This window comes from Bacillus carboniphilus (genome assembly GCF_039522365.1).
GTDB classification, from domain to species: domain Bacteria; phylum Bacillota; class Bacilli; order Bacillales; family JC228; genus Bacillus_BF; species Bacillus_BF carboniphilus.
On sequence record NZ_BAAADJ010000061.1, the window covers coordinates 1 to 24,485 of the forward strand.

At 38.7% G+C, this 24,485-nt stretch carries 32 protein-coding genes and 1 pseudogene; 27 read left to right on the forward strand and 6 right to left on the reverse strand.

Features of this window, described 5'->3' with window-relative positions; genetic code table 11:
• Positions 1–154: 154 nt before the first annotated feature.
• Positions 155–670: an SRPBCC domain-containing protein gene (locus ABDZ91_RS18150; RefSeq protein WP_343802125.1), complete on the reverse strand. Its 516-nt coding sequence runs from the start codon at positions 668–670 to the stop codon at positions 155–157.
• A gap of 58 nt (positions 671–728) precedes the next feature.
• Complete coding sequence (locus ABDZ91_RS18155) at positions 729–1,055, reverse strand: ArsR/SmtB family transcription factor (protein ID WP_343802128.1); 327 nt, start codon at positions 1,053–1,055, stop codon at positions 729–731.
• 372 nt (positions 1,056–1,427) lie between these two features.
• On the opposite strand from ABDZ91_RS18155, the gene ABDZ91_RS18160 reads away from it, so the two are divergent.
• A complete protein-coding gene (locus tag ABDZ91_RS18160) occupies positions 1,428–1,973 on the forward strand; it encodes a DUF3231 family protein (protein ID WP_343802131.1) in 546 nt (181 codons plus the stop codon).
• Between the two features lie 144 nt (positions 1,974–2,117).
• On the opposite strand, the gene ABDZ91_RS18165 is transcribed toward ABDZ91_RS18160, so the two are convergent.
• Complete coding sequence (locus tag ABDZ91_RS18165) at positions 2,118–3,347, reverse strand: alpha-helical endospore appendage domain-containing protein (RefSeq protein ID WP_343802134.1); 1,230 nt, start codon at positions 3,345–3,347, stop codon at positions 2,118–2,120.
• Between the two features lie 280 nt (positions 3,348–3,627).
• Here ABDZ91_RS18165 and ABDZ91_RS18170 point away from each other — a divergent pair, with 280 nt between their 5' ends.
• From ABDZ91_RS18170 to ABDZ91_RS18190, 5 genes are all read left to right on the forward strand, one after another.
• The gene (locus ABDZ91_RS18170; RefSeq protein WP_343802137.1) at positions 3,628–4,017 is read left to right on the forward strand and encodes a DUF6220 domain-containing protein; all 390 of its coding nucleotides are present in this window, start codon (positions 3,628–3,630) and stop codon (positions 4,015–4,017) included.
• Positions 4,014–4,238, forward strand: a complete 225-nt coding sequence (locus ABDZ91_RS18175; protein ID WP_343802140.1) for a DUF5957 family protein — start codon at positions 4,014–4,016, stop codon at positions 4,236–4,238. Before ABDZ91_RS18170 ends, ABDZ91_RS18175 begins: the two co-directional genes overlap by 4 nt.
• A gap of 408 nt (positions 4,239–4,646) precedes the next feature.
• Positions 4,647–4,988, forward strand: a complete 342-nt coding sequence (locus ABDZ91_RS18180; protein ID WP_343802143.1) for a hypothetical protein — start codon at positions 4,647–4,649, stop codon at positions 4,986–4,988.
• 18 nt (positions 4,989–5,006) lie between these two features.
• Positions 5,007–5,504, forward strand: coding sequence for a hypothetical protein (locus tag ABDZ91_RS18185; RefSeq protein ID WP_343802146.1), 498 nt, complete (start codon positions 5,007–5,009; stop codon positions 5,502–5,504).
• A 96-nt stretch (positions 5,505–5,600) separates the two neighbouring features.
• Positions 5,601–6,302 carry a hypothetical protein gene (locus ABDZ91_RS18190; RefSeq protein WP_343802148.1) on the forward strand — a complete coding sequence of 234 codons (702 nt, stop codon included), beginning with the start codon at positions 5,601–5,603 and terminating at the stop codon, positions 6,300–6,302.
• A gap of 313 nt (positions 6,303–6,615) precedes the next feature.
• Here the strand turns inward: ABDZ91_RS18190 and ABDZ91_RS18195 are convergent, their stop codons facing one another.
• The gene (locus tag ABDZ91_RS18195; protein WP_343802151.1) at positions 6,616–6,771 is read right to left on the reverse strand and encodes a hypothetical protein; all 156 of its coding nucleotides are present in this window, start codon (positions 6,769–6,771) and stop codon (positions 6,616–6,618) included.
• Between the two features lie 139 nt (positions 6,772–6,910).
• Between ABDZ91_RS18195 and ABDZ91_RS18200 the strand changes: the two genes are divergently transcribed.
• From ABDZ91_RS18200 to ABDZ91_RS18215, 4 genes are all read left to right on the forward strand, one after another.
• Entirely contained in the window at positions 6,911–7,117 is a 207-nt protein-coding gene (locus tag ABDZ91_RS18200) for a hypothetical protein (protein ID WP_343802154.1), read from the forward strand.
• 471 nt (positions 7,118–7,588) lie between these two features.
• Positions 7,589–7,909: a hypothetical protein gene (locus ABDZ91_RS18205; protein WP_343802157.1), complete on the forward strand. Its 321-nt coding sequence runs from the start codon at positions 7,589–7,591 to the stop codon at positions 7,907–7,909.
• Positions 7,910–8,053: 144 nt separating this feature from the next.
• Complete coding sequence (locus ABDZ91_RS18210; protein WP_343802160.1) at positions 8,054–8,728, forward strand: phosphatase PAP2 family protein; 675 nt, start codon at positions 8,054–8,056, stop codon at positions 8,726–8,728.
• Positions 8,729–8,830: 102 nt separating this feature from the next.
• On the forward strand, positions 8,831–9,478 hold the full coding sequence (locus tag ABDZ91_RS18215) for a glycosyltransferase (protein WP_343802163.1): 648 nt from the start codon (positions 8,831–8,833) through the stop codon (positions 9,476–9,478).
• A 61-nt stretch (positions 9,479–9,539) separates the two neighbouring features.
• Here ABDZ91_RS18215 and ABDZ91_RS18220 read toward each other — a convergent pair whose 3' ends face one another.
• Together ABDZ91_RS18220 and ABDZ91_RS18225 are read right to left on the reverse strand one after the other, a co-directional pair.
• Positions 9,540–9,938, reverse strand: a complete 399-nt coding sequence (locus ABDZ91_RS18220) for a hypothetical protein (RefSeq protein WP_343802166.1) — start codon at positions 9,936–9,938, stop codon at positions 9,540–9,542.
• Positions 9,939–10,142: 204 nt separating this feature from the next.
• Positions 10,143–11,396: an MFS transporter gene (locus ABDZ91_RS18225; RefSeq protein WP_343802169.1), complete on the reverse strand. Its 1,254-nt coding sequence runs from the start codon at positions 11,394–11,396 to the stop codon at positions 10,143–10,145.
• 296 nt (positions 11,397–11,692) lie between these two features.
• Here ABDZ91_RS18225 and ABDZ91_RS18230 point away from each other — a divergent pair, with 296 nt between their 5' ends.
• The 17 genes and pseudogenes from ABDZ91_RS18230 (at position 11,693) to ABDZ91_RS18310 (ending at position 24,418) form a co-directional block, all read left to right on the forward strand.
• Positions 11,693–12,433, forward strand: coding sequence for an alpha/beta fold hydrolase (locus ABDZ91_RS18230; protein ID WP_343802172.1), 741 nt, complete (start codon positions 11,693–11,695; stop codon positions 12,431–12,433).
• Positions 12,434–12,578: 145 nt separating this feature from the next.
• Positions 12,579–12,902: a nucleoside triphosphate pyrophosphohydrolase gene (locus ABDZ91_RS18235; protein ID WP_343802175.1), complete on the forward strand. Its 324-nt coding sequence runs from the start codon at positions 12,579–12,581 to the stop codon at positions 12,900–12,902.
• A 17-nt stretch (positions 12,903–12,919) separates the two neighbouring features.
• Positions 12,920–13,540 carry a nucleotidyltransferase family protein gene (locus ABDZ91_RS18240; protein ID WP_343802177.1) on the forward strand — a complete coding sequence of 207 codons (621 nt, stop codon included), beginning with the start codon at positions 12,920–12,922 and terminating at the stop codon, positions 13,538–13,540.
• A gap of 99 nt (positions 13,541–13,639) precedes the next feature.
• Positions 13,640–14,875 carry a hypothetical protein gene (locus ABDZ91_RS18245; protein ID WP_343802180.1) on the forward strand — a complete coding sequence of 412 codons (1,236 nt, stop codon included), beginning with the start codon at positions 13,640–13,642 and terminating at the stop codon, positions 14,873–14,875.
• Between the two features lie 55 nt (positions 14,876–14,930).
• Entirely contained in the window at positions 14,931–15,302 is a 372-nt protein-coding gene (locus tag ABDZ91_RS18250; RefSeq protein ID WP_343802183.1) for a hypothetical protein, read from the forward strand.
• Positions 15,303–15,424: 122 nt separating this feature from the next.
• The gene (locus ABDZ91_RS18255) at positions 15,425–16,411 is read left to right on the forward strand and encodes a DUF3231 family protein (RefSeq protein WP_343802186.1); all 987 of its coding nucleotides are present in this window, start codon (positions 15,425–15,427) and stop codon (positions 16,409–16,411) included.
• A 90-nt stretch (positions 16,412–16,501) separates the two neighbouring features.
• On the forward strand, positions 16,502–17,518 hold the full coding sequence (locus tag ABDZ91_RS18260) for a DUF3231 family protein (protein WP_343802189.1): 1,017 nt from the start codon (positions 16,502–16,504) through the stop codon (positions 17,516–17,518).
• 212 nt (positions 17,519–17,730) lie between these two features.
• Positions 17,731–18,111, forward strand: coding sequence for a GntR family transcriptional regulator (locus ABDZ91_RS18265; protein WP_343802192.1), 381 nt, complete (start codon positions 17,731–17,733; stop codon positions 18,109–18,111).
• Positions 18,108–19,010, forward strand: coding sequence for an ABC transporter ATP-binding protein (locus tag ABDZ91_RS18270; RefSeq protein ID WP_343802195.1), 903 nt, complete (start codon positions 18,108–18,110; stop codon positions 19,008–19,010). Before ABDZ91_RS18265 ends, ABDZ91_RS18270 begins: the two co-directional genes overlap by 4 nt.
• Positions 18,988–19,743, forward strand: coding sequence for a hypothetical protein (locus tag ABDZ91_RS18275; protein WP_343802198.1), 756 nt, complete (start codon positions 18,988–18,990; stop codon positions 19,741–19,743). Before ABDZ91_RS18270 ends, ABDZ91_RS18275 begins: the two co-directional genes overlap by 23 nt.
• On the forward strand, positions 19,740–20,468 hold the full coding sequence (locus ABDZ91_RS18280; protein WP_343802200.1) for a hypothetical protein: 729 nt from the start codon (positions 19,740–19,742) through the stop codon (positions 20,466–20,468). The genes ABDZ91_RS18275 and ABDZ91_RS18280 overlap by 4 nt, the downstream gene beginning before the upstream one ends.
• Positions 20,469–20,586: 118 nt before the next feature.
• A pseudogene (locus ABDZ91_RS18285) lies at positions 20,587–21,311 on the forward strand (sulfite exporter TauE/SafE family protein).
• A 54-nt stretch (positions 21,312–21,365) separates the two neighbouring features.
• A complete protein-coding gene (locus ABDZ91_RS18290) occupies positions 21,366–21,743 on the forward strand; it encodes a DUF4181 domain-containing protein (protein WP_343802203.1) in 378 nt (125 codons plus the stop codon).
• 59 nt (positions 21,744–21,802) lie between these two features.
• Positions 21,803–22,471, forward strand: a complete 669-nt coding sequence (locus ABDZ91_RS18295) for a DNA alkylation repair protein (RefSeq protein ID WP_343802206.1) — start codon at positions 21,803–21,805, stop codon at positions 22,469–22,471.
• Positions 22,472–22,532: 61 nt separating this feature from the next.
• Positions 22,533–23,759, forward strand: a complete 1,227-nt coding sequence (locus tag ABDZ91_RS18300; protein ID WP_343802208.1) for an MFS transporter — start codon at positions 22,533–22,535, stop codon at positions 23,757–23,759.
• A 73-nt stretch (positions 23,760–23,832) separates the two neighbouring features.
• Positions 23,833–24,081, forward strand: coding sequence for a hypothetical protein (locus ABDZ91_RS18305; protein WP_343802211.1), 249 nt, complete (start codon positions 23,833–23,835; stop codon positions 24,079–24,081).
• A 1-nt stretch (position 24,082) separates the two neighbouring features.
• On the forward strand, positions 24,083–24,418 hold the full coding sequence (locus tag ABDZ91_RS18310; protein ID WP_343802471.1) for a DUF2085 domain-containing protein: 336 nt from the start codon (positions 24,083–24,085) through the stop codon (positions 24,416–24,418).
• Positions 24,419–24,485: the final 67 nt, after the last annotated feature.

Consider the following 24,485-nt stretch of genomic DNA (forward strand, 5'->3'; position numbering starts at 1 on the left):
AACGATATGAATTTTTACGTCAATCATAGTTGAACCGCCGTATACCGAACGGTACGTACGGTGGTGTGAGAGGTCGGGGGTTAGTCACCCCCTCCTACTCGATTAAATTATGAATTGTTTTTTATATTAAAGGCTACTTTCTAAAGTAATTTCTTTATTTAATCGCGTTCAGATGTTCCTCCAGACGGTTCCACGTTTCGGTGATGCCTTGTAACATACCCATGTCTGTAACCGTCTTGAGAGCTTCTGCGGACACATATTGAGCACGGTTTACTAACTTCGTTTTTCCATCAAGATCGATAAATTCTAATGTAACCTCGGTCGATGGCAGGTTCTCGTCTACATTGCCTTCTGCATCCGAAAAATAATCGGTATAAATGATTGTCTCCGGTTCGATAATGTCTTTGTAAACGGCTTTACCCCATGATTCCATACCGTAAAATTCACCTTGATTCTGATCCATACACTTCATGCAGTAGTGCCAAATACCACCCGGACGAAAATCAATGTGACAAACCGGTAGTTCCCAACCACTAGGTCCCCACCAATGCTTTAGGTGCTCAGCATCTTTAAACATTTTGAAAACGAGATCACGTGGTGCATCGAAAGTACGCTCCAGTACTAATACACGGTCGTTCTCTACTCTTGAGCTTATTGCGTTTAATGACATTTATAACTCCTCCTTTATAAATACACTTATATTCTGTTTTGTAATGCATACTAACTTATCAAGTTAGTGTTTTTTTTCCCTGGATTTCTTGTAGATAATCATCCAACCGATCCATCCGCGATTCCCACATTCGACGGTATGAATCAAGCCACACATCCAACTCTTGAAGCGGTTCTGGTCTTAGACTATATATTCGCCGATTAGCTGCTGGCTTGACTTCAATTAGACCAGCGTCGCTTAATACACGAAGATGTTTAGAGGTTTGGGGCTGGTTTAAATTTAACTGCTTCGCAATTTCACCTACTGGTAGCGGCCCACTTAGAAGAAGTTCGACGATATCAAGCCGATTGGGTTCAGCCAGGGCACTGAAGGTTTGTACATTCATGTTGATTCCTCTCCCAACATCCGTATTTTCTTGGGTCAACCTTAGATGAATAAATTAAGAATACCACCTCCGATTTTCCAGTATTACCATGTCGTACCAAGTTGTTATATTGATTATTCCATAAAGGGAATATTCCTGTCAAGGAATATTTATTGGGACAGAGGGGACAGGAACCTTGTCCCAGTAATGAATGTAAATATGATAAAAGAAGGGTGACACAAAAGGTGTATTGGACAAATAAATAAAATCCGAATGATTTGGATGAGACAGACAAACCTGTCCCATTTGGAAAATTTTTATGAAACACCTGTATAAAGATTCTTCCTATTCTAATAATATGTATAGCCTACCACCGAATAGGGAGGAAATGACATGTTAAATATATGGGAAACCATTATGGATGCTATGAATTCACAGACAGATCAAGACAAAGATCAACCTCTTCATGTGGGAGAAGTCATGGCGTGCTGGTTGTACTTATCAGGACTAGAGATAGCAAAGGTTTCTGTCCAAGCAGGTTTAAACACAACATCAGATGATGAACTTAAAGCCATTCTTGAAGAGGATGCGAAACTAGGAACTAGTCAAAGGGAACGCCTACATAATTTCATGATTAAGGAAGGGATTCCGTTACCATCATCACCAGAAGATATGCCAGAATCAGATCCCAATGATATTCCTAACGGTGTTAAATTAACGGATGATGTGATAGCAAACGAGTTATCTTTAAAAATTGCAAGTTTAATTGTGCATGCTGCAACTGCTGCTTCCGAATCGATTCGTACCGATGTTGGTTTATTGTTTGTTCAATTTCAAGCAGAAAAATTTGCTTTCGCTACTAGACTAAAGCATTTAATGCGTAAACGTGGATGGATTAAAGTCCCACCATTTTATGTTCCACCTGGTTCTAAACAATAAGAAGTACGTTGAAGTTAGAAACCTAAATTAAAGTGAATTGCAAGCGTTGATCTTAGTCAAGGATCAGCGTTTTTTAGTTTTTTATCAGCCATCAAATATGAAAACTCGCCGCAAATATTGGCGAGTTTTTCTATGACTTAAAGCTTATTGAGTAGTACAAACCATTCCAATTGCAATCCCAAATGGATTAGAAAACCCTGAAATGGTATCGCTGATGGTATTAGTGGTAGTATCAATGACTAAGACTGTGTCATTACCCGAATCTACTACATAGGCGTACATTCCATCAGATGTAAAAGCTACATCATTAGGAGTAGAAAAACCAGCAACCGTATCGCTTATGGAATTAGTGGTAGTGTCAATGACCGAGACTGTACCATTCTGATTCAGAACATAAGCCTGAGTGCCATTAGGTGTAATCCCTACTCTATATGGACTAGCAAAGCCTGAAATGATATCGCTAATAGAATTGGTTGTAATATCAAGGACAGAAACTGTGTTATTAGTAGCGTTTACCACATAGGCATGATTACCATTAGGTGTTATAGCAATACCACGAGGGAACGAGAACCCTGAAATCGTTTCACTGACCATGTTAGTAGCAGTATTTATAACTGAGACTGTACTACTCGACGGATTGGGCACATAAGCCCGAGTTCCATCAGGAGTAAAAGCTATTTCAGGAGGAAAAGAAAAGCCCGAAATGGTATCGGTAATAGTATTAGTTTCTAGATCAATAACGGAGATTGTACTATTAGAACTATTGACAACATAAGCTCGAGCTCCATCAGGTGTAATGGCTATCTCGGCAGGTGAAAAAAAGCCCGAAATCGTATCGATAATGGTATTGGTGGCAGTATCAAGGTATGCGACGGTGTTATTGCCTTCATCAGTGACATAAGCTCGAGCTCCATCAGGTGTAATGGCTACCTTATGAGGAAAAGAAAAGCCATGAATCGTATCAATAATAGTATTGGAAGCAGATTCAATAACAGAAACTGAGTTGAAATTTGGGTGTGTGACATAAACAAAGTCCTCACATTTAGAGATAGGAAGAGTAGAAGATTTTTTCATTAAATCCAAAACATTCTCAAAATAGAACTCTAATAGCATTTCCTTTTTAATAACATCACGAAGTGTTCTTTGTACACTTGAATTTATAGCTAAAAGTTCAGGAATTGAAATCGCTGTAGGTGAAAGGTTTATACCTGTAGGTAAAGTTCCCAACATAAATTGAAGTTCCTCTGCCTGAGAATTGATAATATGAGCTAATGCTAGTTCCTCAAATGCAATCGAAGTTAAAAGCAGGGGAATCGTTTGTTCAGTTGAAATGGACAGAAGAGGAGTGGTATTGGGTATATTAGGATAGCTCAATAGAAGTTCACCTTCTTTCTAAAACTCTTATATTTATTTTATGTATCTAAAAATTGAGTGATAGAGTATTTGTCTTGGGTAATCAGTGGATTTTTCATACAAATGCCCTTTCTTATTCATATAGAAACTTCTTTTGTTTTTCAATTTCTCCGCGGTAGGTGAAGATTATCTGAAGCGGAGTATTTTTATGAGATTTAAGAAACTCTTAAGAATTGCTTAAGAGGGTGTTTAGAACTCCCTTGTATTATAAGAATGTAAATTTGATGAGGGGGACACTGAAGTGAAAAAAGGGAAACTTGCCGAACGAATTTTTGGAATATTGGCAGGGGCGTTTGTTCTTTGCCTTTTGATACAAGTCTTTATAGCAGGGCTTGCGATATTTGTTGATCCAGCGAAATGGCATGTTCATAAAGTTTTCATTCATTTATTTGAAATCATACCGGTTGCCATGGTGATTATAGCGTTTGTTGGAAAAATGCCAAGATGGGCCATTGGGCAAAGTGCGGCTCTGGTTGGATTTATTTTCTTGATGTACTTTTCAGCGAATATAACGCCTGTATGGCCGTGGGCGGCAGCCGCGCATCCGGTTTTGGCATTAGTGCTGTTTTGGATGGGAATCAAGTTAACGAAGGATACATTTTTATATTTAAAAAGGAGCGATGTAAATTGAGAAGTTGGACTATTGTAGGTGTTGCTCTAATCTGTGGACTTTTTGCTGGGCTTATTCTTTCAGAGATTATAGGGATAATTGGATACGTCATTTTCGGCCAAGAGATTGGTATTAAGTACCTTCCTTTCATCCTTGCGATTGCGGGTGTAGGGTTTGTTTTGGTGTTAGGGACAGAGGGGACAGGAACCCTGTCCCACAAACAAAAAAACTCACAACAATGATTTGTTGTGAGTTTTTTTACTAGTTTGTACTACATGCAAAATAATCTATTTTCAGACCAGATTTTTCAATTTTTGGTAATCCGCTATTATCGTAACATTTGTCAGATATGGCTTTGACTTCAACATAACTGAAATAAAAAGGTGCAGAAAGTAAGACACCTAGAGTCAAAATCGCTCCTATACTAATCGCTAGTTTCTTGGGGGGGGCGAGCTTGCTGGTTTTCATAAGAACCTCCGGTAGCTTACTATGTAAGTTTTTTCTATACATATTTTAACATAAAAGTTTAAGTGGGACAGTAAACCTGTCCCTCTGTCCCATTTCCCACACCACCTTCTATTTATCTACATATCATAAAGGGACAAGTTCTGCTTGTCTTTTTTATTCTTTTTTGAGGGAGGATTTTTGTTATGCGTAAGAGTTTGAAGACAGCTCAGGATCGCGAGTTGACCTATCAACGTATAAAGGAAGCTGCTGATCACCATGCTCAGTCTGTTAACCTAACGATTGATTGGTTGTATGAAGCACTGCAACAATATGTGGATGCTGGCTCAGTGATTGTGCATTTGGGGAATGCGTTAATGTTTAGAGTGAGAGGGTCTATATATCGATTAGAATATAACTACGATTCTATTACTCTTAGCAGCGGTGGGGCAATGAATGATGGTGAAACGGCTAGTGAAGGCATCATTGCAAGCTTTGACAATAACAGTACGCGTGAGCAAGTAATGGACGCGTTTAGCAGATTATAAAGGAAAGGAAGGATTGAGATGTCAAAATCCCGTAATGTATTTTTGACAACAGCCGGTTTTCATGTTCCTGATGTGAACCAAAATGGAGATGAGAATAATCGAATTGTCATAACATTGACGAACCCAACAAATCGTACGCTGAAAGCACATGTAAGAGTGGAATCTTATTCAGAAGGAGAACCCTCTTTTATTTTTCTTCCGGCAGAATATACATTGACCAGAACCATCTTGGAAGACTTCGGAAAGGTAGAAGTACAGCCAAATACCATAACACGACTTGAAGCTGAACTACCAGCTCTAGATCGTTCTACCCTAAGAGTCGTAACGAAAGGAGATTACAAAACTGAAGATGGAAATCCTGCTAGTGGAAAACTTGAAATCAGTTCAGTAGTGGGTTACGGAAACACATTAGCAGTCAACCTCATTAACATACCAGAAAGCTTAGCTCCAGGACTCCATTCCGCCGATACATCCACACTCTTCAGATATGAAGACTACATCGTAACCGACGAGTAGGGACAGAGGGACAGGAACCTCTGTCCCAGTACATATTAACGAAATTTGAACCATATGATGATACTAATCTACATTTTGAGAAAGCGGGGGAACAGATTGTTAGCAAAATATGAGAAGCTATGTGCAGAGGTAGAGAGTTACCAAAACCGGTTAACATCGCTAAATAATGATGAGGCTCAACAACTGCTTAGTTTGATTCAAGAAGTAAATGAAATGAAAAGTCAGATAACAGATAGGCACAAAGAACAGTTGGAAGAAGTTAAGGCTACACTGAAGTTTTTATCAGATTGGGTTAACTCGAAGGATCAAGAGATGCAATGTCTGAGTTCAAGGCAACAAGGTGAAAGAGTAGTAGAGCAATTGGAATTGATAGAGAGTTTAACCGCGCTTTACTATGTACTCAGCCCGGCGAAATCGTTTGTTCAAAAAGAGGTAAGTCGGAGGAAACCAGGTCAAGATAATGAAATCCGGACCAATTCCAATCAAGTAAAAGATGGAGAGGAATCTGAACTTAACTTATCCATCCTTACGAAAGAAACGAAAAACGTGATCAACCCTTCGAAACTTCGCATTACACTTGTGAATATGATTCCTACATCCATCACATCTCATTTCGATAAAAAAACCATCACGGAACCCGCAAGTACGGAACAGACATCCACCCCTATGTTCAAAAACCAAACAGACAAATTGGTAGCACTCGGTAGAAAAGTGGCCACAAACGTAAACCAAAATGCAGCAAAAATTAAAGCAACCAAAGAAAGGATCGATTGGAAGAGAAAGGCATATTTTAGGTAGATACTGACTTAGGGACAGGGGGACAGGAACCTCTGTCCCGATTTTTTTCACCAATGAAGCGCCAAGTATTTGTATGTGCCCTGGCACTTTTTTCGACCCTTCCAAAACAAAAAGAAGTAACCACCCTATCTCAGAAATAAGGTGGCACTTCTCTCTGTCTTCGCTAACCGCTGACTCTGCGGCATGCAGGTGCGAAAATCAGGTGTTGCCGGCACCTGATTTCTATTTATCTTCTCAAACTACAAGAAATTTATACTTACAATTGCGACTGGTTTTCTGTTCCGGTCATTTTTTGACGTTAATTCAGTAATCCCTATCTTTTAGAATCCTGATCAGTCTCAACCGAATTGGTAGCGTTCGGATCCACATCTCCGTAGTCGGGTATTTGGTGTGCGTGCTCTCTATGGTATTGGCCTAAGTCCCCATTTTGTTGCACATTCTGCTGGTTCTTGTTTGGTTTTTTAGTCAATTTTACCACCTCCTGGACACCTGTTAGGGTGCGCAGCCACTGGATTAATTATTCAAGGTGTCGACAGCTTAAACTGGAGAATAAGAATTCTAGAAATCTAAATACTAAATCTAGCGAGAATTATTTAGGAGGTGTAATTATGCCACAATATATCGTGAATAAAGCGGCAGAAGATAATGGTGACCATGAGGTTCATGTTGAGACATGTGTGAACCTTCCTAGAGAGGATAATCGGGACTATATTGGAGAGTTTGACAATTGTGCGGATGCGGTTGAAAAGGCGAGGGTTACGTACCCGAGTGCGAATGGGTGCGCTCATTGTGCTAAAGAGTGCCATACTACATAGATGGGACAGAGTGGCCACCCTGTCCCTTATTTCTGTTGCCTTACCTTATAAATTCCTTTAGTGATACTTCCTAATCCCGAGATACATATACATATATATTGGATCCAGATTTATTGAAGATTTGGTCCATCCTCATAGTGATCTCCTGAGGGATTGTAGCCTTAATATATATAAATAAAAGAAGAAAACAATAATACGATTCCTACAATCAGAAAAATAACCTTCTTCATCTTCCACTCCCGAATTATGCTCTTTTTATGATTTTAGCCATATGCTTTCATTCGGATGCTGTGGGACACCAAACCTGTCCCCTCGTCCCATTCACTAAATTTTCTGTTTTTATTGCCGATATAAGGTGGGAGAGAAAATGGAGGGATTGGATTGGATTTTTTTCTGAAGTTTGTTTTGGTGTTTTTACCGCTTTTATATTGGAGTTTTTTATTAACGTTTGTCATTAGGTTGGTTTTTAGGATGTTAAAAAAAGACCGACCTGCGGCTAAGAAGGAAGTTATTGCAATTTTCTTTATGGTTTCTTTTTTATTTATGAATATTGGTTTTACATTCGTAATACCATCGATTATTCCAGCCATACCTAGTTTGACTAACTTTTTTCTATCCATTGTTTTAGCACTTGTTATCATTTTAATTACACTCAGGTATGCTGTCATCAATAAAAAGATTTTTAAGACTTCTATTATTATTCAAGCCGTTTATATGGGGCTTGTACTCGTTAGTTTTTTCTATTTTTCTGAGAATTTAAATGGGCCGGTCGGCATTTATGTTTCTGAATAATGGAGAGTAAGAGTAGTGAGGGTGTGCCATTTGCTCTCGCTACTTTTTTTATTCATCCTCCCTTGTGAATATGGACCCACCTTTAAAAATACATATAAGGTAAGGGGACTCGGTAAGTTTGGCACTACCGAGAGGGGGGATAGCGTGGTACAGAAGAGCAATCAGTTGTACTTTTTGTCTCTTTGTTTGTTCCTATTTACGGTTCTTTTCACCGATCGAATTATTCAAAATGAGTTTAATTTGGCCGATCAGTCCGTTCAAAGCTGGGCGGTTTCGATTTCTAATCCGATTATTACCAACTTCATGAGCGCTGTCACTTTATTAGCGAAAACAGAAATGCTGGCACTAATGTCTGCGACCACGTTCATCTATTTTGCTGTAAAAAAATATCTCCACTATATTTTTCTGTTCCTATTCGTAATGGGTGGGGGCGTAGTGATCACGTTTCTAATGAAAATTTCGATTGAACGGGATCGTCCTGGTGAAACCTTTTATGTAGATTTTTGGGGATTAGGTTCAGATATTATTTCGTATAGTTATCCCAGTGGTCATGCTGCAAAAGGGCTATTATTCTTTGGATTCCTCATTTATTATGTGCAGTTGGAACTGAAAGACCGTATCATAAAAGCAACTTCCACGATATTGATGGTTCTCATCATTATCCTCATCGGATTTGGTCAAATTATCTTGGATCGGCACTATCTATCTGATGTGATTGGTGGGTATTTGGTTGCTTCTGCATGGATTTTAATCTGTTTAGCTGTGATGGAGTCTAAACGGATGAAGCATCGATTGGGTGCCGGACCTCCAACTTTTTAGTCCGCGGGACACCGGGGACAGGTTTACTGTCCCACCTACATGCATAAATCTGGAAACTAAAAGAATAATAAGAGCGATAAACATGTAAAGGAGATACACCTTATGTACAAAAAGCTAATTGCAGTCGCTCTTATTTTTTCAATTACGTTTTTGAACACTGCTTTCGTTTCAGTTTCGGAAGCAAAGCAGGATACCCGCCAAATTTGCTTGAACGAAAAGGTCATTAGTTTAAAGTACGGTATGCAGAAGCTCTGGATAGAGCATGCATGGTGGACTAGAAGTTTAATTGTAAGTGATTTGGCTGATGCTGAGGACCAAGAGGAAGTGTTAGAAAGGTTACTACAAAACCAAGTGGAGATCGGAAACATTATTAAGCCTTACTACGGTGAGAAGGCAGGTAATAAGCTAACAGATTTGTTAAAGGAGCATATTGTTATTGCAGGAGAGTTGGTTGATGCCGCGAAGGTGAAAGATCAGAAGAAAGTGGATTTGTTAAATAAAGAATTGTTCCGAAATGCAGATGACATCGTCGCATTTCTAACAAGTGCTAATCCAAATTGGGATAAAAAACTACTGACTGAGATGTTCTACAAACACTTAGAACTAACTATTGATGAAGTGGTCTTACGTTTAAAGAAGGACTGGAAAGGCGATATTCGAACTGCAGATATGAACGAGGAGCACCTTATTGAAATGGGCGATATGCTGACAGATGGAATTGTGAAACAGTTTCCGGAACAGTTTAAATAAGAGAAAAAGCGATACCCGACGAAATGGGTATCGCTTTTAAATGTTTTGAAAGGAAAAGTCTTTACTCATAATAGACAGTGTCTAATAAATCAAACAGAACATAATCTGACTCTTCAACATCATCTACACCAAACCAATAAATTTCAAACTCTTCCGTTACTTCATCAATGATAAACTGAATCGTAATCATAGCGTCTTCGCCGTAATATTCGGCAACTCCATTGAATTCTACTACGTGTTCATCCTCCGTAGATAAAAAATACTCCCATTTAGGATCCACAAAGAAATCGTCAAATGCCTTTCCTACCGTTTTGTCCGGGTATTCATATAATGACCCTTCTTTTACAGTTGAAACAAGTGCTGCGTCGATGGAACTTTTCACTGATTCACTGCAACCAACTAATAAAAATAGAGTTGAAACCATTATAAAAAAGACTTTGGTCAATCTATTATTCTTCAAGATAAGCTTCCTCTCTTCTGGTGAAATTTGTATTATTTTGTAGAAATATAGAAAAATATAGGACGACTTACCTATTTTAGCATAGTGGAAATACACAGGAAAGAGAAAATTGGAAAGGGTAAAAAAGGGAGGAGCGGGAGCTTACGAGAGGTGAAGTCACGGGGTAAGAAGTTGGGACAGTGGAACCTGTCCCTGCTGTCCCACCTACTGGGACAAGGTTCCTGTCCCCACTGTCCCACCTTTTTTTCGTTCGAAGTAGAAGGCTAAAAACAGGAAGGAGAGTCCACCGATTAGACGAAAGACGGATGAGATGGACATGGATTTGATCATCCCTAGGTGTTCTAATAGGAGGACGCCTAGCTGTGGAGCGAAGCACCCGATGATGGCAATCATAAGGTTATAGTTTGCTAGAAATGCTGTACGGTTCTCACCTGGTGAAACGCGAAGCAGCTGGTTAAATAGAAGTAGAGTTGTCCCGGATACAAAGAGACCAGTCCAAAGGTTGGTTAATGTTAAGACATAGAAATTTTTTGTCATGATGGTGATGATGGGAGCCGTTGTCATCCCGAGTGCACAGATAAAGAGCATCGTTGAATTTCCCCATTTATCCGCCGATTTTCCCCACCATTTATAGCTTGCGATTTGAGCGAGTTGATTCGCTACAGTAAAAATACTGATCCAAAGAGCTGTAGCGTGAACATCGTTAATTTGGTAGATTGAAAAAAGTGGCCACGCCATTTGCCAACCGAAGTTAAACAGCATTGCACATGTTAAAAAATATAGATAAGGCTTGTGTTTGAATGTCATGGTTAAGTTTTTAAACAACTTTTGCTGAACGGGCTTCTGTTTTTCTTTATGTTCTACATGCCTCATTAGAAAATAAACTTCTAAAATACCGAAACCAAACCCTATTCCAAACAAAAGTTGGAAGGGAAGAGGGTTACTTTTATCGAAAAGGTTGAGAAATACACCAGCTACGAATGTGACAATCATTCCTACGATGGTCAGAATTCTACTTCTTTCACTAAAAAACTGACCTCTTCTTGCGTCTGGTATTAGGTCACCTATAAGTGACTGCCATGATAAAGTAGCAAGGGCAATCGGAAAGTTCATCAATGCAATAATAACAACCAAAATCCAAGCTGGATTGGAAACTGGAATCAACGGCACAAAGAGAAGCAGCATAAATAAAAAGCGAGCTGCAAATATGTTAACCCCCGTGAACTTTTTCTTAGATTCCGCACGGCTCAGCCAATAGGCACCTGGAATCATGGACATAATCATCATAATCGACGGTAATGAACTAATTAAACCAATCTGGGAATTGGTCGCATTCAAGACCTCAATAGCAAATAACGGAATAAATCCACTAATCAAACTTAAAACGATAATCGAAGAAGCTCCGTTAAATATACTTAGCTTCTCATTCCTCTGAACTTCCTGCGGTGTATAGCCCATCCAGATGCCCTCATCTTTCAACACAATATTTTATTTTTATTTAGAGACGCGAAATGTTTTCTAGATGATTTTACTCCCGTCAGGTTCAACTTTCAAGAAAAAATTTTAGGGAACATTTTTTTCTCTTCCAGTTCAGGGGTGGGACACGGTTCCTGTCCCTGTGTCCCTACCAAAAACTTGCAGAAAGCCTAGGGTTTCAGAAATTAGAAAGGCACCCATTATATATCTTGAAAAAAAACTCCATACTAATAGGGACAGGGGGACAGGAACCCTGTCCCAAAAGGAGGACTTTTATATTGCATTATGTTCGTAAGGGAATGGGTGAGCCACTTGTGCTGATTCATGGCTTCTTAGGCACTCATCGAATGTTTGAAAAAGTCATAGATACTCTAGCAAAAACTTTTGATGTGATTGCAATTGATCTACCAGGTCATGGTAAATCCCCCGTTTCTAAAGACATTCAGACTGTATATGATTATGCAAAGGAAATTGTGGCATTTCTCCAGGCTTTGGATATAGATAAAGCGACGTGGATTGGTCATTCACTTGGTGGTTACATTGTTTATGCAGCAACAGATCGTTATAGCCAGCACCTAACTAGTGCTGCTGCCGTATACTCCACGCCTGAGGCAGATGACTCTGTCACTAAAAGACAAAGGGCAATCTCCATTCAAAAAATACAAAAGAATGGGATTGCAGCCTTTTCCGAAGAACGCATTCCCTCATACTTTGCTGATGACGCGAATCCTGAGGATGTTCGTTTCGCTACTGAATTGGCAAAAGAGACATCTGTAGGAGGTGCTATTCGTGCAATTGGAGCAATGCGTGATCGCCCTGATCAAACCGAGGTACTGAGTGGTGTACAATTACCGTTCTTTATCTTGCGTGGAACAAAAGACCAATGGGACGGCAATTTTCACATAGCGAAGCCGTCCAAGTTTGTTAGGTTTGCTGAAACCAACACCTCACATATGGGTATGTTAGATAATCCAACTGAATTTATAGAAGTGCTACAAGAGTTTTTAAAAGGAACGTAACTGTGCTGTTACTAGTTATGTTCCTTTTTCCATTTCAACTAGTTACCTCACTCCCGTTCCCCTAAAGATATAGCTCCATTCTTTTTTATTTCTTGTTGTATAATAGAGGAAAACTTAAGTATTAGAGGTAAGAAAAGGAGGCGCTATGCCAGTCTATAACAAGCTTGTCAGAGATCGAATTCCCGAGATTATAGCGAAATCTGGCAAAATTTTCGAAACTAGAATTCTAGCAGACCAAGAGTTCATGAAGGAATTAAAAATGAAGGCTCAAGAGGAATTTAATGAGTATCTTGAAACGGATTCCGACAAAGATGCGGTCGAAGAGCTTTCAGATTTACTAGAAGTCGTATACGCACTAGCAAAAGTTCACGGAGCATCCGTGGAATTACTAGAAAAAGCTCGTAAGCAAAAAGCAGATGCAAGAGGTGCATTTGAGGAAAAAGTATTTTTAGTAAAAGTAGAAGATTAGTAGAGGGGATTAGAGAAATGACAACAAAATGGGCGAGAGTACTTGAGATTGTTTGTGATAAATACTTTACAGCGAATACATCAATTGAATGGATTTTAGTCGGATCAGCAGGCTCTGTTCTGCAAGGTTGTGAGATGGAACCAGGGGATATTGATATTTATGTGAGGGATGCAAATGGGGTTGCTCAATTTGCAGAATTACTTAAAGAATACGCATTGCCAACCAAATGTGAGAGTCGCCAAAGTCACGAGTGGTTCTCATCCGTGGAGGAACCAGTTTTTTCGGAAACATTCCCTTTTGGATTTGCATGGTCTAAAGCCAGATTCAAAATTGATGGTTTTGAAGTGGAAGTGGTCCATATTTCAGATTCTGCTGGTATTCCAGACAACCAAACTGGTGACGGCATTTGGGAAGGTGGCCAATATATATGGGAGCTTGCGAAACAGGTGAAAGTGGGCGAGTATTCAATCCCAACTGTTCCTCTTGAAATCCAATTAGAGTCCAACCTAAGAAGAAAAAGACAAGATCGTGCGGATGCCATACTAAAAAAACTAAAGAATGATGGGTTTGATGCTGAACTTTTAGGTAAGTCACTTTCCAAACAGCATTTGTCTAAATTTTATGAATCTGTCAAGTAACCTCTAAATGTAGTCTCTTTTGTAAATAAAAATCATGCCTGTTTTAGGAGTTTTATCTACAGTACAAAAGTTGGTATCCAAATTATAGGGGGAACAACTATGAGTCAGATCAAACAGGAATATGTTCATTGCTTAAAAAGACTTGCTGAACAGATTACGGATGAGAATATTAGTAGCTATTGGGCAGGGTTTCATATCTACCCATTTGCAATCTACGATGATGAATGGGTATATGTTGCGAGCCATCCAGAGCTACCAGAAGACTTCACAGAAATTGATCATCAACTATCTGTTGGTCCAAGGACGAATCATTTCATTGGGAACACTGCCATTGAATTTGCTGGAGAGAAAATGGGGATTTGGAAGGTTGATTTGGAGCAAGTAAAGGATTTTGACAAGCTTTATGCTGGGATGGTTCATGAGTTGTTTCATGTCTATCAACAGGAATTCGGTGAAAAACGGTTTGCCAATGAACTTTTATTTATCCAATATCCTTTCACTGAGTCAAACATCGCCCATCGTTTAATGGAACGGGAGTCATTATATAGAGCAGTGCTGGAAGATGATCCGATAAAAAAGCACGCGTATGTGAAGGACTTTATTTTACATAGAGAAACTAGGCGGAATGAAATTGAGACTTTCCTAGATTATGAACTGGCAATAGAGACCATTGAAGGAACGGCAACCTATGTGGAACTTCAGGCATGCGTGGATCAGAAAGCGTTACAAAGAGAATCAATCATTTCACATTATGGAAAGAATCTTCAAGAACATCAAGAAATGTTAGCAAAATTCAGAGCCAGCTGTTATTATTCTGGCCAATTTATAGGTTTGCTTTTAGATCATTATGAACCAGGATGGCAATTAGAATTTATGAATGCACCGGATTACCTTTATGACTTTTTTATTAAAAAGGTAGATGCTCAGATAGAAAATGAGGTAGAACTAACTTCCCAACATATAGAGTTATCCAAGCAATTGGTGCAGGAATATTCACAGAAACAGAAAGAAGAATTAGCAGGTTTTTTTCAAACTAACAAAAACATCGTTACGATAAAAGGACACATGAAATTAACAGGATTCGATCCAATGAACATCATCTCTGAGGGGGAAAAGCTTTTACATAAGCATGTGATAAAAATACAAACTCAATCAGATGAATATGTAATCTTTGGACCTGTACTTGCTCAACATACAACAGACCTTTGGGAAATTGACACTATATCCTTTTACGTAGAATATCCAGTTGATATGAACGGAGATTCCCTCAAGGTTGAGAAGGTGGGAGAATGGAAAGGAACTTGGGTCGATAGTGTTTTTTATTTAAAAACTTAAACCTATGGATGCCATATCTCATCTAAACCAATACTAGTGTAAAAGGAGGATGAGGATGGCTTCCATTATGATACAAGCAAAAGGGTTCGGATTTGAAATTCTTTCAGGAAAAAATGAGCACATGGACGGTCGTTATATTCGGATTGAATTTGAAGATGGTTACCAGCATCAGCTGGCAGATCAATATGGCTGGAGTCAGGACATGGCAGAAGAGAAAGTGGATGAAGTGATTGAAAACAAACTAAAGGAGCATGGGTTTAAAGAAGCGGTTATATGGGAGGACCGTGAAGTGTTTTTAATAGGAGCCCCTTCCGTTTCGGTGGATGATGTGGCTACGGTCTTGCTTTCATTGTTCCCGGGGGCTGAAGTTGAGGAAAGGCATTCAGGAAGCTTTTTGTCCTCTGTTTTTCAAAAGTTTAAAAGATAACTCATAAGAGTCTAAGATTTCTTCTTCATAAGTCTTAGGCTTTTTTATATGGAAAAAGAATAATAATGTACTTCGTTTCAAAAAATAGATGGAGGGTTTATTAGGAAATAGGAGGAATTTTTATGAACACCACACATCTTTCAGCTTCTGAAAAAGCCTATCTATGGACAAATTATGTGGTGGATAGTATGGCAATCTGTTGTATTCAATATTTTATCGAAACTAGTGAAGATGAGGACATTAAGAAAGTCTTAGAATATGCTCTAGGACTGTCTCAAATACATACTAAAAAAGTGGCCGAAATATTTTCAGAAGAGGACCATCCGATCCCAATTGGTTTCACCAGTGAGGATGTAAATCTGAATGCACCCAAGCTATTTGCTGATGAATTTATTCTGTTATATGTTCATCAGCTGGCTAATTTAGGATTGACCTTTTACTCTAAAGCTTTGGGCATGGTAGCACGTGAGGATGTCCATGCTTTTTATAAAGAATGTTTAGGCTCTTCCTCCGAGTTGAATTCACGAACTAAAGAGCTCTTACTTAATAAAGGATTGTATGTCAGACCCCCTTATATTCCAGATCGTGAAGAACCTGAAATGATCCAATACATAGGGTTCTTAAAGGGATTTTTAGGAGAAAAGCGACCTTTAACTTCTTTAGAAATCGCAAACCTATTTTTTAACGTACAAACAGTTGAGGTTGTAAAGACATTACTAATTGGTTTTGCACAGGTTACTGAAACGAAAGACGTAAGAGATTTTTTAACACGGGGTAAAGAACTCGGTACAAAAGTGTTACAACAGCTACGGTCAGTTCTAGAAGATGCAGATTTAGGAAGTTCATCACCATGGTATACGTATGTGTCGGACTCTAAAATATCACCGTTTTCTGACAAACTGATTATGTTTCATGGAGCCATTCTAAACGGTGCTGGAATTGAACAATACGGCTTCAGTTTAGCTACGATTATGCGTCGCGATATCGGAGCAAAATACGCACAGCTGATAACGGAAATGATGACATATGCAGATGATGGAATGAATTTGATGATAAAAAATGGTTGGATGGAACAACCTCCAATGGCTGTAAAAAGAACTAAACAGTAATAAACCACTTGAAAAATGCTGTAAAGTTTAAACATCCCAACGGCTGTCAGTTACAATGCGACCAATTCGTTCTTGAAAGAGGGTTCAAAGATGAAAGATAAAACAAAATTATCATTTAATGTATCCGAAATGTCTAGCTTATGGACGCAATATATAAATGACTCGGTCATAATCTGTACTTGTGGGTATTTTCTAGAGAAGGTTGAGGATGAAGAAATACAGCCGATTATCGAGAAAGTTTTTCGGATTGCTAAACAAAATCTCACTTTCCTAAAGGATCTATTTCAAAAAGAAGGATTTCCAGTCCCACAAGGGTTTACGGAAGAGGATGTGAACTATAACGCACCTAGACTGTTTTCAGATACGTTTGCCCTCACGTATATCAAGAACTTATCTATGCTTTCCTTGCTTGCAAATGCAACAGCTTTAGGTTTGGTTACTAGACCGGATGTGGTCGCTTTTCACGAAAACATGCTAAAAGAAGCAGTGAGTGTTCATTCTGAAACGAGAGAGCTACTACTAAAGCAAGGTACATATGTCAAACCACCGTATATTCCAATCCCTGATAAAGTTGGATTTGTAACGAAACAAAATTTCTTAGATGGGTTAGTTGGAAAAAAGAGACCTTTGACTAGCATTGAGATTAGTCATTTGTATTTTAATGTTCAAACGAATGCTTTTGGAAAAGCCATGATTATTGGTCTTGCCCAAACGTCGCAGGATCAAAGGGTCAAAAAGTTGTTACTTCGTGGAAAGGACATTTCTCAGAAGCACCTGGAACTTTTCAGAGATATCTTACAAGGGGAAAACCTTCCTGCTCCAAGTGGGTGGGATGCCACAGTAATGGATAGTACGACACAGGTTTTTTCAGATAAACTCACATTGTTTCATGTTGGAGCCATGATTGCAGCAGGGGTTGGAAATTACGGAACGGCAATGGCAGCAAGCCCGAGAAAGGATATCGCATTAAAATATGCCTCTCTCATTCCGGAAATCTCAACCTATGCGGAGGAGATTGCAGAGTTCCTAATTGATAAGGGATGGATGGAAGAACCGCCAATGTCATGTAATCGGGATGAATTAATAAAAGAAGGAAAAAAAGAATAAATATCGTTGATACTATCGGTGTCTCGCCAAAAATGGCGAGATTTTTTTTCCTATTTTCAGAAAAAAGATTGCATTAAACTGGAAAATGGAATATAGTACATTACAACAGTAACGCACTAGTTCAGAGGGACGAGGGGACAGGTTTTCTGTCCCACTTAAGGACGGTGGGACAGTAAACCTGTCCCTGTGTCCCAGTTAAAGGAGGTGCTTTCATGATTATTAATTCGGATGGTACGAAGCCAATTTATGTGCAGATTGCGGAGTGGTTGGAGACGGAGATTTTGAATGAGCATATTAAAAGCGATGAGAAGATGTATTCTCAGTATCAGCTTGCGGAGATGTTTAATATCAATCCAGCTACGGCCGCAAAGGGTTTGAACATATTGGCCGATGGAGACATTCTGTATAAAAAACGTGGGTTAGGCATGTTTGTGACACCACATGCACGAGACGTCATATTATCGCGACGAAAAAATCAGATCTTAAAACTGCTCGTTCGTGACCTGGTTATGGAAGCAGAAAGGCTGAAGGTTAGTAAAGAAGAATTGATTGAAATGATTCGTTTTGAAGGGAAAGAGGGGGATGGAGAATGAATGTAATCAGTTGTAAGGGGCTAACGAAGCAATATGGATTGAAGCGAGCTCTTCACGATGTAAGTTTTACGATCACAGAAAATAAGATTACAGGTCTCATCGGTCGAAATGGGGCCGGGAAGACGACTTTGTTACAAATTTTAGCGGGGCACATTCACCACAGTTCCGGGGAAGTTAACGTTTTTGGTGAAAATCCTTTTAATAGCTTAAAAGTATCTACAAATATGATTTTTATTGATGATTCTATGAATCTTCCACCTTCGCTTAGCTTGATAGAAATTTTAGAGACGGCAAGAAGCTTTTACCCAAACTGGGATATGGAGCTGGCCGAAAGACTGCTTGATTACTTTTCTTTCTCTCCAGACATGAGTCACAGTGGGCTTTCAAAGGGGATGAGAAGTACGTTCAATATGATTCTGGGATTAGCAGCACGTTGTCCGCTTACCATCTTTGACGAACCGACAACTGGCATGGATTCTTCCGTTCGAAAGGATTTTTACCGTGCCCTGCTCAAGGATTTTATTGAACATCCAAGGACCATTATTCTATCGAGTCATTTGTTAGGGGAAGTTGAGAATCTCCTTGAAGACATTCTGCTCATAAAAGAAGGGGAAAAGGTGTTCCACATGGCAGTTCCGGAATTGAAGGAATTTGCAATAGGAATCAGAGGGAGCGATGAGCTAGTGACCAAATGGACGAAAAACAAAAACGTGTTGTCCCGACAAAAAATCAGTGACCATGTATCCTATGTGGTTATAGAAAATGACCTAACTGACTCTGATACACAAGAAATGCGCAGGTTAGGACTCAACCTGTCTGCTGTAGAACTTGATGATTTATGTAGCTATCTCACAAGTAAAACGAAAGGGGGCATAGATGATGTATTTAACAGAAACTAGAAGTTTCGATGTTATAAAAGCCCAGTATCGGTATAAGTTAAAAGCTTATATGGGATCGTTTACTTCTCTTATTTTGGTACAGTTACTAGCTATGTTGTTTTCAATTGGTGGCAGCAGTCAGATGGGTGGTTCCAGTTCAACCGGAATCTCTTACGATATAAGTGTTTACTCTGGTAATCTTGTTTTAGCTTTCACATTCATGTGGATTTTCATCACAGCTATTACGGTTACCACCAAGCCGTACCGTTACGATGATTTTGCCTTTATTTCGAATAGACAAACCAGTAATCTGTCCAATATTTTATTCCTAGTAACGGCTAGCTTTATTGGCGGGGCATCAGCCGTTTTGTCAGGCTACCTTTTAAAAGTAATAATGCTTTTTTACTACGGAAGTGAGAACATCATTCAATCGTACAATTCTACACCCTTTGATGTCATAGGAGGGATTGTTGGAGCCTCCTTTTACCTTATTTTAATTGGAAGTTTAGGCTACCTAGTGGGTATGCTGACACAGCTACACAGTCTATTTAAATGGGTCCTTCCTGCTTTATTTCTTGGATTCCTTTTCCTTGGAGATCGGATCAATGGATTTGAGGGAGTAATTGAATTCATTAACCGTGTATTTGTATCTGAAGAAATGCTTCTCGTATTTATATTAAAAGTCATTTTGTTCTCTGGTTGTTTGTTTCTAGTTACCATGTGGATGACAAATAGAATGGAGGTAAGAAAATGAATATACTCGCTTTAATACCTCTTCTCATAATCATTATTATATTGGTTGGATTTAATTCTATTAACAAGAAACCACAGGCAAAACCAAAATATGTGAAAAGAAGAAAAAAGAATTTACTAGTCAGTGGATACGCTGCTCTTTTAGTTGTGGCCTTTGTTGCTTATCATTTTCTTCCACTAGATCGTTCAGATTTAAAAGAAATGGAAGATGACAGTCAAATTCGTGAGATGGATAAAGTATACGGCCAATTTTACAAGTCTTTACATCAAGGTAAAATCAATGAAATGAAAGATAAACATCCATATGAAAAGTGGGAATTTAACGTGGATGACCCTACCATTGGCTTCAGAAGTAACAACATGGAAGCCTACGTAAATATTTTTATTGAAAAGAGTGCCGAGCTTGAAGGGAAGATGGAGGTAATCTATTTTAAAACACCTACAATCATTAACGGAATAGACTTTACCGATAAAATTAAAGGATACCAAATGGATTACTTAGATGGTGAGTTGCTTGTTAAAGTACCCCATTCCAATGAATTGAAGCTAGCTAAATTCGGTAATGAATTTACTATCGAACAATTCTCAGGTGGAATCAGTTCGAGGTTCGGAACGCCAGAACAGAGAGTCATGGGTGATCATTTAATCTATGTGAAATTACCACAAGATGTACAAATAATGAAGAATGATGGGAACTTTACCATTCAAGAAGTGAAACAGAAGTAAGGGGTAAAAGAGTTTGTTATACTATTAAATAGGAAAAGTTTGGTTGCTGTAGCCGTTTTGATTTTCTAAAAGCGGGTTGCAGCACCTTTTTTTACAATTATGTGAAGGGAGGCCCATCTTGGATACAATCTTCATATTCGCATCAATCATTTTAGTGGCTTCCATCTTACAAACGAGTACCGGCTTCGGTTTTCCATCATGGCCACACCCTTTTTATTGATGATTTTTATCCCACAGGAAGCCATTCAAATAAATATTGTATTATCTTTGTTCATTTCGATACTTCTCATTCGCAAAATTAAGAATGACATTGATTTTTCAGTCCTTAAAAGATTTATTATTGGGAGCATGGTAGGGGTACCCTTTGGTGTTTTATTATATTTTTCAATCAATCTTAGTACATTCAAATTAGTGGTTAGTCTCATTTTATTGAGTCTAACGCTCTTGTTAATGTTCCAAGTAAGAGTTAAAGCTACACCTGGTAGAGATTTTATAGTCGGAGGGATTTCAGGACTGCTCACATCTAGCATAGGTATGCCCGGGCCACCACTTTTATTATATTTTACGGGGACAGATACGAATAAAGGGAAGGTCCGCTCCACTACGTTGGCTTTTTATCTTTTTATTTATCTGGTGAGTCTAGTGACACAAATCATCACGACCGGTACAACAAATACGGTATGGATTTCAAGTACATACGTGCTGCCTGTTGTTTTACTCGGTTTACTGGTTGGCCAAGTCCTATATAAATGGTTAAACCAGCGGTTTTTTCGCTTATTTACTTACATACTCTTGGGGAGTACAGGGATGTATCTTTTGGTTGATAGTTTGATCTCGCTTTGACTTTTACTGGAAACCTTTTACCATTTGAAACGTAGGTAAGCTAGGGGGGATTGGATGGATTATCAATTTAGGGAACTTTTCGTGTATTTAGCCATATTGTTTATACCCTATATTATTGCTGACATTTTGTTGCGGAAAAAAACAGGGGTTAAAATGAGATGGGTACAAAACAACTTTAAAGACCGAAATCGGTTCTTTTTAACAGTTGACGTGATTGTGATGGTTTTTTCTTTACTCGCAACTGTTAACTTGACTATTAAGTATCCAGGTACACCGCCATTTATGATTATTATATTTTTTCTCGTATCATCTCTGCTACAAGGGTTGGAGCAATGGCTTTATAAACGAGAAAAGCAAGAGCATTTACACACTTGGTTGGCTTCGGGGGTGATTTTTGCTTCGCTTGTGGCTATGGGGGTTGTGTTTTTATAAAATGTGATATAAGAAATGCAAAGGTCATCTGAGAAAATTAGAGAAGAAGGAGCGAGAATTTGAAACAGTTGGACGTACTTGAACAATTATTCGAAGCAAACCGCAACGAGGAAAATGCGGTACAGATGGAAAAATATTTGAAGGACCACTTTCCGTTCTTCGGGATCAAAACACCATTGAGAAGAGAGTTAACCAAACAGTTTTTTCGCGAAACGGGAATTTTAAAGGAGCCTTTTCAACATGAATTCGTTCTGGAATTGTGGGGAAAGAATGAGCGAGAATTTCAGGCTGTTGCCCTGGACTATATAAGTTACTATAAGAAAAAATTGGGTAAAGCGGACCTGTCTTTAATGGAGACATTGATTACAACGAAGTCCTGGTGGGATACTATCGACATGCTAGCGCAGCATGGGGTGGGTAAAATTGCAATGGACTCACCGGAAGTTATTCCTGAAACCATTGAAGGCTGGGCTTATGGTGAAAGCATGTGGTTGCGCCGGACAGCGATTCTTTTTCAGTTGAAGTATAAGGAAAAGACGGATGAGAATTTGTTATATCGATACATAGTTGAAAATGCAGGGAGCAAGGAGTTCTTTATTCAAAAAGCGATTGGTTGGGCGTTGCGGGAGTATTCGAAAACGAACGCGGCGTCTGTGAGTAAATTTATAGAAGAGAATTCGCTTCCTAACTTGAGTGTTCGGGAAGGGAGTAAATATTTGGGGAAGTAGGTCTGTGGAGTAGCTGCTTTTTTTGTTTAGAGTCGGAGGGGGAAACTTGGGTGGTGTGGATGTGAAGAGTTGGAAGAATCCAATATTGTTGATTTCTGGGGTCGGGATATCTTATTTGGGGAATTGGATTTATTTGATAGCCCTGAATATAGCCGTTTTGAATTTGACAGGTTCGGCTGCAGCGATTGCAGGGTTGTTTATCATTCGACCGATTGCTACTTTAATTACAAATTTTTGGTCTGGTAGTGTCATTGATCGAGTGAATAAGAGAAGGTTATTGATATTTATAGATTTGATCCGGGGTCTCTTAGTTTTTCTGATTCCTTTTATGGAATCTATTTGGAAGATTTACTTTATCCTGTTACTGATCAATATGGTTGGGTCATTTTTTGGACCTGCCTCTAATGTATACATAACAAAATTGATTCCACCGGAGAATCGAAAACGATTTAATTCGATTATGAGTATGACTAGTTCGGGTGCTTTCCTCTTGGGACCAGCTATTGCAGGAACCCTTATCATGTTCGTGGATACTGACTTGTGTATTTTTATCAACGCCGTTACTTTTATTGTTTGTGCCTTTTTCATATATCTACTTCCAAATGTTGATGAAGAGAAAAAAGCTGTCCGGGAAAAAATTAGTTTTCAAACACTCGTTGCTGATTGGCAGGTAGTTAGAGAATTCATTATTAAAGCGAAGTTTTTCATCATGGTGTATTTATTGTTCCAAACGGCTACTTTAATTGGCTTTGCTCTAGATTCACAAGAGGTAACGTTTATTAAGCAGGTTTTAGATTTATCCGATCAGAAATACGGATTGATTGTTAGTATTACAGGGGTTGGGGCAATTCTTGGAGCATTTGTTGCGGCACTTATTGCTAAGAAAGTCCCTTTAAAATTGTACGTGGGAGCTGGAATGTTTCTGACATCCATCGGATATATATTATTCTATTCCTCCTTTAATTTTCTCACAGCTACTCTAGCCTTTGTCTTTCTAGGCTTTTTTATGGCATTCGCTAACGCTGGATACGCTACATTTTTTCAGACACAAGTTCCTGAAGCCATCATGGGCCGGTTTGGAAGTTTAGCAGATATGGTTCAGGGAATAATTCAAATTGTACTTACACTTATTTTAGGATTTTTTGCCGAAGTCTTTTCTTTACAGCTGATCTGTATTTTATTTTCCATAGTCAGTATTCTTTTTGCACTAAGTCTATTACTATATATCCTTCTGCCTTCAAACGCGGTCTATTTTCATGAAAGCTCAGGAGAAGGTGTAGAAGGCTAAAGGGATTGGGTAAACTTGGAAAAATTATGATATAGTGGAGGAAAGAAATGAAAACGGTAAAAGAGGGGACTTTATGTTTTTTATCTTGCTAACTACTAGCTTAATTTTATCGATAACAGGTGGCGTTTTACTAGGTAAAGGGGAGCAGCCCATTGGGATTGGATTGTTAGTATCTGGTGTTCTACTATTCTTTATTTCTGCTTATTATTATCACCGTAAGAAAAAAGGGCGGAAGAGCGACTGTTTGCCAGATTGCTATATCTTTGATTGTGATGATCCGTTTGATTGTGATGGACCGGACTGTGGACCGAATTGTAACTAATATGTGGAAAGATATAATCAGTTTACAATTCATACCTTGTCATCGGAGAAAAGAACGGTCTCTTGTTATTGGGGATTTTCAGTTTCCTATATGCTATCGTTGTATGTTTATCTTGGTGGGATATTTATTACTGCCTTTGTTATTTTTACTGAACATTCCTTTATATTGTGGCATTTTTTTACAGTTTCCTATGCTGATTGATGGTTTTACTCAGGCTAAGAAATGGAGGCTCAGCAACAACCTTTTAAGAAGTATAACAGGTTTAATGGCTGGGTTTGGTCAATCGGTAATAATTAAAGCTGCAGTGAGTTTTTTAGTTGGATTCATTATTAGCTAAATGAGGTTGATGAAAAAGGACTGGGTCACTAGTGCTTTTTTATTGTTTAAAGAATTATAAAATCGCC